This window comes from Citrobacter sp. Cb080 (genome assembly GCF_030334745.1).
Taxonomy (GTDB): Bacteria; Pseudomonadota; Gammaproteobacteria; order Enterobacterales; family Enterobacteriaceae; genus Citrobacter; species Citrobacter braakii.
Genome location: NZ_JAOWDG010000070.1, coordinates 15484 through 27143 on the forward strand (window position 1 = coordinate 15484; position 11660 = coordinate 27143).

At 52.3% G+C, this 11660-nt stretch carries 9 protein-coding genes and 3 pseudogenes; 9 read left to right on the plus strand and 3 right to left on the minus strand.

Annotated features, from left to right (window positions below):
• Positions 1-77: 77 nt before the first annotated feature.
• Positions 78-1771: pseudogene (locus tag OGV38_RS14760) on the plus strand (methyl-accepting chemotaxis protein).
• A 45-nt stretch (positions 1772-1816) separates the two neighbouring features.
• On the opposite strand, the gene pcaQ reads toward OGV38_RS14760, so the two are convergent.
• A complete protein-coding gene (gene pcaQ, locus OGV38_RS14765; RefSeq protein WP_003020288.1) occupies positions 1817-2740 on the minus strand; it encodes a pca operon transcription factor PcaQ in 924 nt (307 codons plus the stop codon).
• A 230-nt stretch (positions 2741-2970) separates the two neighbouring features.
• Here pcaQ and OGV38_RS14770 point away from each other — a divergent pair, with 230 nt between their 5' ends.
• The 5 genes from OGV38_RS14770 to rimL all read left to right on the plus strand — a co-directional run bounded on the left by OGV38_RS14770 (position 2971) and on the right by rimL (position 8227).
• Positions 2971-3873: a manganese-dependent inorganic pyrophosphatase gene (locus OGV38_RS14770; protein ID WP_088582967.1), complete on the plus strand. Its 903-nt coding sequence runs from the start codon at positions 2971-2973 to the stop codon at positions 3871-3873.
• A 120-nt stretch (positions 3874-3993) separates the two neighbouring features.
• Positions 3994-5337, plus strand: a complete 1344-nt coding sequence (gene hglS, locus OGV38_RS14775) for a 2-oxoadipate dioxygenase/decarboxylase HglS (protein WP_016156596.1) — start codon at positions 3994-3996, stop codon at positions 5335-5337.
• Between the two features lie 193 nt (positions 5338-5530).
• The gene (locus OGV38_RS14780) at positions 5531-7186 is read left to right on the plus strand and encodes a glucan biosynthesis protein D (protein ID WP_029139548.1); all 1656 of its coding nucleotides are present in this window, start codon (positions 5531-5533) and stop codon (positions 7184-7186) included.
• 167 nt (positions 7187-7353) lie between these two features.
• A complete protein-coding gene (locus OGV38_RS14785) occupies positions 7354-7578 on the plus strand; it encodes an HP1242/YdcH family protein (protein WP_003833168.1) in 225 nt (74 codons plus the stop codon).
• 103 nt (positions 7579-7681) lie between these two features.
• Positions 7682-8227, plus strand: coding sequence for a 50S ribosomal protein L7/L12-serine acetyltransferase (gene rimL / locus OGV38_RS14790; protein WP_016156595.1), 546 nt, complete (start codon positions 7682-7684; stop codon positions 8225-8227).
• Here rimL and ydcK read toward each other — a convergent pair.
• A complete protein-coding gene (ydcK, locus tag OGV38_RS14795; RefSeq protein ID WP_269517261.1) occupies positions 8219-9199 on the minus strand; it encodes a YdcK family protein in 981 nt (326 codons plus the stop codon). The two genes, rimL and ydcK, sit on opposite strands and share 9 nt — an antisense overlap.
• Positions 9200-9312: 113 nt before the next feature.
• On the opposite strand from ydcK, the gene tehA reads away from it, so the two are divergent.
• From tehA to OGV38_RS14810, 3 genes and pseudogenes are all read left to right on the plus strand, one after another.
• Positions 9313-10314, plus strand: a complete 1002-nt coding sequence (tehA, locus tag OGV38_RS14800; RefSeq protein ID WP_169330109.1) for a dicarboxylate transporter/tellurite-resistance protein TehA — start codon at positions 9313-9315, stop codon at positions 10312-10314.
• Entirely contained in the window at positions 10314-10910 is a 597-nt protein-coding gene (tehB, locus tag OGV38_RS14805; protein ID WP_103283793.1) for a tellurite resistance methyltransferase TehB, read from the plus strand. The genes tehA and tehB overlap by 1 nt, the downstream gene beginning before the upstream one ends.
• Positions 10911-11065: 155 nt before the next feature.
• Positions 11066-11311, plus strand: a pseudogene (locus OGV38_RS14810) (DUF3313 family protein); the annotation flags it as partial.
• Here the strand turns inward: OGV38_RS14810 and OGV38_RS14815 are convergent.
• Positions 11311-11660 (minus strand): annotated as a pseudogene (locus OGV38_RS14815) (IS1-like element IS1X2 family transposase); the annotation flags it as partial. The pseudogenes OGV38_RS14810 and OGV38_RS14815 sit on opposite strands and share 1 nt — an antisense overlap.

Below are 11660 nucleotides of genomic sequence, written 5' to 3' on the forward strand. Positions count from 1 at the left end.
AGTAAACTTCCCGGATTGCCGATGACTATCTAACGGGCGTGTTTTCACGCATAAACCCTACAAGAGAGTCGACGGTCATGGACAACACTACATCGATGCAAGCCCAGCATAAACTGGGCTTTCTGCATCAAATCCGGCTGGTTCCGCTGTTTTCCTCCATTCTCGGTGGCATCCTTCTGCTGTTCGCCTTAAGTTCCGGGCTGGCAAGCTATTTTCTTATGCAGGCCGATCGCGATCAGCGTGACGTGACCGATGAGATTCAGGTCAGGATGGGGTTATCTAACAGCTCTAACCACTTGCGTACCGCGCGTATCAACATGATCCACGCCGGCGCGGCGAGCCGAGCCGTATTGCCGAAATGGATGACATGAAGGCCAATATCGCCGAGGCAGAAAAACGGATTAAGCAGTCGCAGGACGGTTTCAATGCTTATATGTCACGCGCGGTAAAAACGTCTGCCGATGAAGCGTTAGACGCTGAACTGAGCGCCAGCTTCAAAGCCTATACCGACGGCTTACAGCCGATGCTGAAGTACGCTAAAAACGGCATGTTTGAGGCGATCATCAACCATGAAAATGAACAGGCCAGACCGCTGGACTCTGCTTACAACAAGGTGCTGTTAAAGGCGATCGACATTCGTACCACCAGGGCGAATCAGTTAAGCGAACAGGCGCATCAGCGTACACAGCTTGGTATGGCTTTTATGCTGGGCGCATTCGTTCTTGCGCTGGCGCTGACCGTGATGACGTTCATTGTTCTGCGCCGTACCGTCATTCATCCTCTGTTGCGTGCCGCCCAGCGTATTGAGCAAATTTCAGCGGGGGATCTCACCATGCCGGAGGAACCGACCGGGCGCAGCGAAATTGGTCGCCTGAGCCGCCATCTGCAAACAATGCAACGTTCGCTGGGGACAACGGTAGGCACGGTGCGTCAGGGCGCGGAAGAGATTTATCGCGGTACCAGTGAGATTTCGGCGGGGAACACCGATCTGTCTTCACGTACCGAACAACAGGCTGCGGCGATTGAACAAACGGCGGCCAGCATGGAAGAGTTGACGGCGACGGTGAAGCAAAACGCCGACAACGCGCATCATGCGAGCAAGCTGGCAGAAGATGCCTCCGGTAAGGCCAGTCGGGGCGGTCAGATGGTTTCTGGCGTGGTCAAAACCATGGGCAATATCTCAACGAGTTCAAAGAAAATCTCCGAAATCACAGCCGTTATTAACAGCATTGCTTTCCAGACCAATATTCTGGCGCTGAACGCAGCGGTTGAAGCGGCGCGGGCTGGAGAGCAGGGCCGTGGATTTGCCGTGGTTGCCAGTGAGGTGCGCACGCTGGCAAGCCGCAGCGCTCAGGCGGCAAAAGAGATTGAGGGATTGATCAGCGAATCAGTCCGACTGATTGACCAGGGCTCCGGAGAAGTGGTCGCTGCGGGCAATACGATGACGGATATTGTCGATGCGGTAAAACGCGTCACCGACATTATGCTGGAAATTGCAGCGGCCTCTGATGAGCAGAGCCGGGGTATCGTCCAGGTGAGTCAGGCAATTTCAGAAATGGATAAGGTAACGCAGCAAAATGCCTCGCTGGTTGAAGAAGCCTCTGCCGCTGCGGCATCGCTGGAAGAGCAGGCGGCGCGCTTAACGGAAGCTGTTGGCACATTCCGTTTAACAGGGACAAGTGCTATTAAACGCGCGCCTGTGACGACAAAGCCTGACCATTCACGCCCGCAGGCGGCAACTGCCAGTGGCGATAACTGGGAAACGTTTTAACAATAAAATCAATTAAGGGACCTGATGGTCCCTTAATTTTTGGCATCAAAACGGTACGGTTTTGCGTATTGCGGCGATCAGGATCTGCGCGGCCTGAGAGAGCTGCACATCGACACGGGTAAGAATGCCGATGGGTTCACCCGCACCGTGGGTGGGTATCGGCAACGACACCAGCGTCGCCTGGCGTAAATCTTCTCTAACTGCGCCTGAAGGGACAAACCACACATAGTCGTAATCGACCGTCAGTTGGCGGGAGAGCGATGCTGACAGCGTTTCAATACAGCCCGGCGGCATTTTGCAGCCCTGACTTTGCAACAACGCCTCTGCGTGCTGGCGAGGGGCGGTTCCTTTTGGTGAAACCACCACCGGCCACTCCATCACCCGACTCAGCGTAATGGTTTCCTGCAACAACGGGTGGTTAGGGCGCACGACCAGTTTGAGCGATTCCAGAAATAACAGCTCGTAGTTCAGACCAACCATCAATTCCGGATCGGCCATACGGCCAATGCCGAGATCAATTTCCCCTGACTTTAAACCCGCCAGGATCATGGGATTACTCATGGTGGCAACCTGCAGCGTGGTCTCCATTTGCTGCTTATGGAACGGGCCAATGACCGCCGGCAGAATGCCCAGGGCCGCGGTGGGTAAGGCGCCAATCCGTACGACATCCGTCTGTGACTCTTCGCGCTGGTTTAAGGCTTGTCCGGCGGTGTTGAGCGCATCCAGCACTCTGACTGCGTGGGTAAGAAACTGTTCTCCGGGCAGCGTTAATTGTGCGCCAAGGCGGCCACGCTCAAAGAGCCGGGTACCGGTCAGTTGCTCCAGTTCATTCAGCGTTTTGGAGAGGGCTGGTTGGCTCAGGTTAAGGGTCTCAGCCGCGCGGCCCAACGTTCCCTGCTGTGCAACGGCGACAAAAGTATGAAGGTGGCGCAAGCGAATGCGCTGATTGAACAGAACATTTTTTTCCATAAGCGATGTTAAAAACAGAGTCGTATCGGTGACAAGTGAAGTTGTTTGATTTTGATAACTTGATAGCAAAATATTATTAACATTTATCCCATTTTACTTACAAATGATTTATTTTGCTTATGTTTTGTACAGCGCTGCCGGGTGGTGGGATCATGGAAGAGAATGCGTCCAGCCGATATACTTTCGTTATTGTTTGCTTTTGAACCATTCTCTTCACAAGGTACTGATTAATGATAGATGTAATAGGGCACCTTAACCCCGATAGCGATGCCATTTGTACCGCCGCCATGACGGCGCGTTGGCTTACTTTACGTGGCCAGCAGGCGACGGCATGGCGTCTGGGCGAACCTAACCGCGAAACGCAATTTATCTTTGAGCATGCAGGACTGACGATGCCCGAACGGCTGACGTTTGAACTGACCGATCGTGATGTGTGGCTGGTCGATTTCACCGAGCCTGCCCAGGGGCCGGCATCGCTGGCAGAAAGTAACGTCGTGGGAATTATCGATCATCACCGACTCGGTGGATTAGTCACTCGTCTGCCACCTGAAGTGTGGGTGAAGCCAGTCGGCAGTAGCGCGACGCTGTTATGGCAACTGATGACGGAAGAGGAGCGCAGCCAGTTGTCTGCCGCTGAGGCCGTTTTATTGCTGGGTGCCGCATTGAGTGACACTGTCACGCTTCGTTCGCCAACGACCACCTCTGACGATCGCCTGGCGGTGGAGGCCCTGGCCCAAAAAACCGGTGTGGATCTCGAGGCGTTTAGTCGCGACCTGCTGTCTGCTAAAACAAGCGTGGAAGGCATGAGCGCTCGCGAGCTTCTGCAGAAAGACATTAAAACCTTCACCATTCATGGACATTCTGTTTGTGTGGCGCAGCTTGAACTGTATGCGCTGCAACAGGTGGATGCGGTGTTGGACGATCTCCGTCTGGAAATGGCGCGCTATGCAGAGGAAAAGAATGCCGCTCTGGTTGTACTGATGCTCACCGATATCAATCTGGGCGACACCAGCCTGTGGTTTGCCGGTCCAGAGCTGTCAGACATCCCGCAGCCCTGTAAGGTGGAGGGGATGCTCAGCCGTAAAAAACAGATGTTGCCCTGGCTGGAAAGTCATTTAAAACCACGCCAGTAGGTTCTGTTCACCGTCTGTAGGGGTGGGAAATTTACGCGGGGTCACACTTTGTAAATTCTTCCCACCGGAGTCAGCGGCGTTTTCTACACTCCAGGTAATATTCACTGGAGGCATGACATTATGGCGAACACCATCACGGCAGATGAGATTCGGGAACAATTTTCGCAGGCAATGTCAGCAATGTACCAGCAGGAAGTCCCGCAATATGGCACGTTGCTGGAACTTGTCGCTGATGTGAATCTGGCGGTACTGGAAAATAATCCTACGCTGCATGAAAAACTGGCGAATGCAGATGAGCTGGCCCGGCTAAACGTTGAGCGCCACGGCGCCATTCGGGTGGGCACTGCGCAGGAGCTTTCTACGCTACGCCGGATGTTTGCCATTATGGGCATGTATCCGGTGAGTTATTACGATCTCTCCCAGGCCGGTGTTCCCGTGCATTCCACCGCGTTTCGTCCCATTGACGATGCGTCGCTTTCGCGCAACCCGTTTCGGGTATTCACCTCGTTATTGCGGCTCGAATTAATCGAAAACGCCGCGCTACGGCAAAAAGCCGCGGAGATCCTCGCGAAACGCGATATTTTCACCCGTCGTTGTCACGAGCTGCTGGATGAGTTTGATGTGCAGGGCAGTTTTACGCCTGAGCAGGCGCAGGAGTTTGTGCAAGAAGCGCTGGAAACTTTCCGCTGGCATCAGCATGCCACGGTCGATGAGGCGACCTATCACGCATTGCACAATGAGCACCGGCTGATTGCTGATGTGGTGTGTTTCCCTGGGTGTCATATTAACCATCTGACGCCGCGTACGCTGGATATCGACCGGGTTCAGTCGATGATGCCGGAGTGCGGCATTGAACCCAAAATACTGATTGAAGGGCCGCCGCGCCGCGAGGTGCCCATTTTATTGCGCCAGACCAGTTTTAAAGCGCTGGAAGAGCCGGTGTTATTTGCCGGTGAAATGCGTGGCACTCACACGGCGCGTTTTGGTGAAATCGAACAGCGCGGCGTGGCCCTGACGCCGAAAGGCAGAGCGTTGTACGACGAATTGCTGAATAAAGCGGGAACGGGAAAAGACAACCTGACACATCAGCTGCATTTGCAGGAGGTGTTCAAAGCATTCCCGGACAGCGAATTTCTGCTGCGCCAGCAGGGGCTTGCCTGGTTCCGCTACCGGCTGACGCCGTCGGGCGAGGCGCATCGACAGGCGATTCGCCCGGATGACGACCCGCAGCCGCTCATTGAGCGGGGCTGGCTGGTTGCTCAGCCCATTACCTACGAAGATTTTTTACCGGTGAGCGCCGCGGGGATTTTCCAGTCTAATCTGGGGAATGAAACTCAGGCCCGTAGCCACGGTAATTCCAGCCGCGACGCGTTTGAACAGGCGCTGGGGTGTGCGGTTTATGATGAGTTTGCGCTGTATCAGGAGGCGCAAGATCGAAGTAAACGGCGGTGTGGTTTACTTTAATTGAATTTACATGGGATTCGGTCTGTTCCCATCGACATAAAATATTTTCGATTTTGTACAGATAATCGGCGACCAACAATTGGATTATTAATGAATTTTGTCTAGAGTGAGCGGTCAGAAATGTGCACTCTCTTGCCGCTGATTATGGCCGGCGCGGGACCATTTACACGACCAGAAGGACTTACTTTCAGGCATGAATCGCAGACGATTTATTAAAGGTTCAATGGCAATGGCCGCCGTGTGCGGAACCAGTGGTATTGCATCACTCTTTTCCAGCGCCGCCTTTGCGGCAGAGTCTGACATTGCAGACGGAAAAACCGTACGTTTTGATTTTTCCGTTCTGCAATCGATGGCCCATGACTTAGCACAGAAGCCCTGGGGCGGCGCACCGCGCGCGTTACCTGACACGCTGGCGAAACTGACGCCGCAGGCCTACAACAGCATTCAATATGACGCAGAGCAGTCTCTGTGGAACAATGTTGAAAATCGTCAGCTTGATGCGCAGTTCTTCCACGTGGGAATGGGCTTCCGTCGCCGCGTACGCATGTTCTCGGTTGATGGCAGCACGCATATGGCGCGCGAAATCCACTTCCGTCCGGAACTGTTTAAATACAATGATGCGGGTGTGGATACCAAACAGCTGGAAGGGCAGACTGACCTCGGGTTCGCCGGGTTCCGCGTGTTTAAAGCGCCAGAATTAGCCCGTCGCGATATCGTTTCTTTCCTGGGCGCCAGCTATTTCCGCGCCGTGGATGACACCTATCAGTACGGTTTATCGGCCCGCGGTCTGGCGGTAGATACCTACACCGACAGCAAAGAAGAGTTTCCTGATTTCACCTCTTTCTGGTTCGAAACGGTCAAACCGGGCGCAACCTCCTTTACCGTGTATGCGCTTCTCGACAGCCCCAGCGTAACCGGTGCATTTAAGTTCGTGATCCACTGCGAGAAAACGCAGGTGATCATGGATGTACAAAACCACATCTATGCGCGCAAAGACATCAAGCAGCTCGGTATTGCACCGATGACCAGCATGTTTAGCTGCGGCAACAACGAACGTCGGATGTGTGACACCATTCACCCGCAAATTCATGATTCCGACCGTCTGGCGATGTGGCGGGGCAATGGCGAGTGGATCTGCCGCCCGCTGAATAACCCGCAAAAACTGCAGTTCAACGCCTATACCGATAACAACCCGAAAGGGTTTGGCTTGCTGCAGCTCGATCGCGACTTCTCCCATTACCAGGATATCATGGGCTGGTACAACAAGCGTCCGAGCCTGTGGGTCGAACCGCGTAACCAGTGGGGCAAGGGGACTATCGGCCTGATGGAGATCCCGACGACCGGCGAAACGCTGGATAACGTCGTCTGCTTCTGGCAGCCTGAAAGGTCGATCAAAGCGGGCGATGATCTGGAATTCAAATATCGCCTGTACTGGAGCGCTCAACCGCCGGTGCGTTCACCGCTGGCTCGCGTGATGGCGACCCGAACAGGCATGGGCGGCTTCCCGGAAGGATGGGCGCCGGGCGAGCACTACCCGGAAAAATGGGCGCGACGTTTTGCTGTTGATTTCGTCGGTGGCGATCTAAAAGCCGCCGCGCCGAAGGGTATTGAACCGGTGATTACGCTCTCCAGCGGTGAAGCGAAACAGATTGAGATCCTTTACGTGGAACCTATCGACGGTTATCGCATTCAGTTTGACTGGTATCCGACCTCTGACTCAACCGATCCGGTAGATATGCGTATGTTCCTGCGTTGTCAGGGCGACGCCATCAGTGAAACCTGGCTGTATCAGTACTTCCCGCCAGCGCCGGATAAACGTCAGTACGTTGACGACCGCGAGATGCGTTAATCACTCCCTTTACGGCTCTCCGAATGGGGGGCCGAATCTGTAATCCTCTTCACAACCATTCTGTACACTATTTACTCGATCCCGTTCGCATTTTTCTGTAAGTCAAGTGGGTACTCTGGAGGTGTGTATTTCTTATACACGTCCTTTTCCACTAACAGGGAGAAAGTATGTTTCCAGAATACAGAGACCTTATTTCCCGACTGAAATCCGAGAACCCTCGCTTTCTGTCCTTATTCGAAAAACACAACAGCCTTGATCATGAGATCTCCAGACTGGAAGGTTCGGATGGTCGGGGGTATAGTTTGGACATTGTTCGCCTTAAGAAACAGAAACTCCACCTGAAGGAAGATCTGCTCAAAATATTGCAAAAAGAGAGTGTCAGTGAGAGCTAAGTAAAACGGCGCTTGCTGTGTAAAAGGGCTTCCAAAAGGGAGCCCTTCCTGTTTTTATTTGATTGAGCAGGGTGGCCTGCTTAACCATCATAACGGAATGAAAATGTCAGAAGTGATTACCATCAATGACACGCTGGAACTGCGTGCCGTAGAAGAGCAACACGTCACGCCTCTGCATCAGTTGGTGCTTAAAAATAAAAGCTGGCTCCAGCAGTCGCTGAACTGGCCGCAGTTTGTTGCCTCTGAGGAGGACACCCGCAAGAATGTGCAGGGCAATATGATGTTGCACCAGCGCGGTTACGCCAAAATGTTCCTGATTTTTGCGCAAGAAAATGTGGTCGGGGTTATCTCGTTTAACCAGATAGAACCGTTGAACAAAGCGGCTTATATCGGCTACTGGCTGGATGAGGAGCATCAGGGTAAAGGCATCATGTCCCAGGCGCTACAAGCCTTAATTCATCATTATGCGCAGCGTCAGGAGATTCGCCGCTTCGTGATTAAATGTCGCGTAGAAAACGTTGAGAGTAACCAGGTGGCGCTACGTAATGGCTTCCAACTGGAAGGATGTATGCAACAGGCGGAATTCCTTAATGGTGATTACTATGATGTGAATCTCTACGCCCGCATCATTGATGGCTCTTCAGAATAAACCTGCGATAGGCGTGCGCGTAATGCGCTGTTCACCGTTAATCACTTTCGGTCCGCGTAGGTGAATGGTATCGCCATCAAACGCCTGGATATGCGCCTGACCGGTTATCTCAATGTGATGCTCGATCAGCACTTCGCCCAGCACGCAGACGTGGCCTTCAATCAGGATGTGGTCGTCTAACTGGAGCGGTCCACCGCGTAATTGCGCATGACCGCCGACCAACACGTGGTGTTTCAGCACGCAGTTACCTTCAACTACCGCGTGCTCCGCCACCTGCGAGCTGTAGCGTAGGGTAGGTATGGCATCTTCTTCGCTCCCGGCGATGACGCGCGCATATCCATAGACTTTGGCGCAATCGCAAATCCAGACATTGTTCTCTTCATTACCTTCCACCTGTGCGAAATCAAAAACTTCCGCCCGATGTTCAATAAAGGCATAGTTGATTTTCGCATCGCCATAGATCTGCGCCTGATGCACCACTCGTGAGTGGCTGACAAAAGCCCGATCATAAATTTGCAGGAGCTGGTCGCTTTCACGGGTTAGCCCCCTGGCGGCGATGATTTCAGAGTCACACATCACGCGCGCATCACCAAAGAGAAGGCACTCGCCGCGAACCACAGAATCCTGAATGGTGACGTTGTCACGTATTTGCGCATTATGACTGATTTCAGCCCGGTCAATCCACACGTCATCGCTAATTTGCGCGCCATCTCTGACCACGCTTGCCTGAGTAATGCGGGCGTTTCCTGTAATCGTCGCGCCGGAAAATGCGAGCGCGTTTTCATCGTAAATCCAGCAATCACCGCTTTGTGACAGCACGCTTTCATTATCGATCCAGCCTCCGGGCGTACCGGCCTGGACATCATTAAAATCAGTGAGCGCAATGATTTGGCGTAGTAATACGCTTTTTTTATTGCCATTATCCTGGTAACTAAAGGATCGAGACTCATCGCTGAGACGATATTTGGTCATAGCTCATTTCCATGTTGCGCACCTTAGTTAAACGTAGCAAAGTTTTCCGCACTGGCTAAATCAGCGGAAATTCCATAAAATGCATTTCAAATATACTTTAAAAAATAAACAAAATGAGTAAGAACAAACAGAGTGAGCGGGTCCTCAATCTTCCGGCTGGTTATTTTGGCATGGTACTGGGCATCATTGGGATGGGGTTTGCGTGGCGTTATGCCAGTCAGGTGTGGCCTGTGAGTCACTTGATTGGCGACGGTTTAGTGATCCTCGCAATGGTCATTTGGGGGCTGCTGACGCTGGCTTTTCTGAGCCGTTTACTGCGTTTTCCGCATAGCGTATTGGCGGAAATTCGTCACCCGGTGATGAGCAGCTTTGTCAGTCTGTTTCCGGCCACAACGATGCTGGTCGCGATTGGTTTTGTCCCGTGGTATCGAGCGCTGGCGATTGGGTTGTTCAGCATTGGTGTGGTGATACAGCTGGCCTACGCCGCCTGGCAAACGGCAGGGTTGTGGCGTGGATCGCATCCAGAGGAAGCCACCACGCCGGGTCTGTATCTGCCGACCGTCGCCAATAACTTTATCAGTGCAATGGCCTGTGGCGCACTGGGTTTCAACGACGCAGGATTGGTGTTTTTGGGCGCCGGGGTTTTTTCCTGGCTCAGCCTGGAGCCGGTGATTCTGCAACGTTTACGTAGCTGCGGCGAGTTGCCTGCGGTATTACGTACTTCACTTGGCATTCAACTGGCGCCTGCGCTGGTCGCCTGCAGCGCCTGGCTTAGCGTTAACGGCGGCGAGGGCGATACGTTAGCCAAAATGTTGTTCGGCTATGGTCTGCTGCAACTGCTGTTCATGCTACGGCTCATGCCGTGGTATTTGTCACAGCCATTTAATGCGTCTTTCTGGAGCTTCTCGTTTGGCGTGTCGGCTCTGGCAACAACAGGGCTGCATCTGGGCCACGGTAGCGAGTCAGGATTTTTTCATACGCTGTCGATCCCACTGTTTATTTTTACCAATTTTATCATTGCATTATTACTGGTACGTACGTTTGCATTGCTGATGCAGGGGAAACTGCTCATCCGCACGGAGCGTGCTGCATTACTGAAATCTGAGGATAAATAATGACCCTTTGCGACGAAAACTACTTTACTGAGAAATACGATTTAACTCGTACGCATTCCGATGTTGTTGAAGCGGCAAACATTGTTAAGCCAGGTAAAACGTTAGACCTGGGCTGCGGTAACGGTCGTAACAGCCTGTACCTTGCGGCAAACGGTTATGACGTGACAGCATGGGATAAAAATCCCATGAGCATCGCTAACCTTGAGCGTATAAAAGCGGCGGAAGGGCTGACCAATCTGCACGCGAACGTCGCGGATCTCAACGCATTACACTTTGATGGCGAATATGATTTTATTCTTTCTACCGTTGTGCTGATGTTCCTTGAAGCCAAAACTATCCCTGGCCTTATTGAAAATATGCAGCGGTGCACTAAACCGGGCGGATATAACTTAATCGTCGCGGCGATGGATACCGATGATTTTCCGTGTACCGTGGGTTTCCCGTTCGCGTTTAAAACCGGAGAATTGCGCAATTATTACAGCGGATGGGATCTGCTGAAATATAACGAAGACGTGGGTGAACTTCATCGTACGGATGAAAACGGTAATCGAATTAAACTGCGCTTTGCCACAATGCTGGCACGCAAAACTGCCTGAACCTCCCGCCTGGGTTAACTCTTTCTGCGCTCAGCATTTTTTGTGCCGGGCGTAGAGAGAAAATTGTGCGGTGTTTACCATTTTTAGTACATCCAAAATGAAACGGTTTTGCTATCCTTTTTAAGCATCATTGCGAAAACTAAAGGGATCGTTTCATGCGTACTCAAACTTTATTTAAAGTTGCAGTGCTTACTGGCTTGTTGGCATTATCCGGCTGTGCGTCAAAAGTGACTGCGCCGGATAAATATTCTGGGTTTTTAAAAAATTACTCTGATTTGAAGGAAACACAATCAGCATCGGGACAAACCGTACTCCGTTGGGTTGATCCGAGCTACAACGAATCCAAATATGACAACATTGTATATAACCCGGTAACGTATTATCCGGTAATGACTCCAACTTACTGATAGTGTTTTATGTTCAGATAATGCCCGATGACCTTGTCATGCAGCTCCACCGATTTTGAGAACGACAGTGACTTCCGTCCCAGCCTTGCCAGATGTTGTCTCAGATTCAGGTTATGTCGCTCAATGCGCTGAGTGTAACGCTTGCTGATTACGTGCAGCTTTCCCTTCAGGCGGGATTCATACAGCGGCCAGCCATCCGTCATCCATACCACGACCTCAAAGGCCGACAGCAGGCTCAGAAGACGCTCCAGTGTGGCCAGAGTGCGTTCACCGAAGACGTGCGCCACAACCGTCCTCCGTATCCTGTCATACGCGTAAAACAGCCAGCGCTGACGTGATTTAG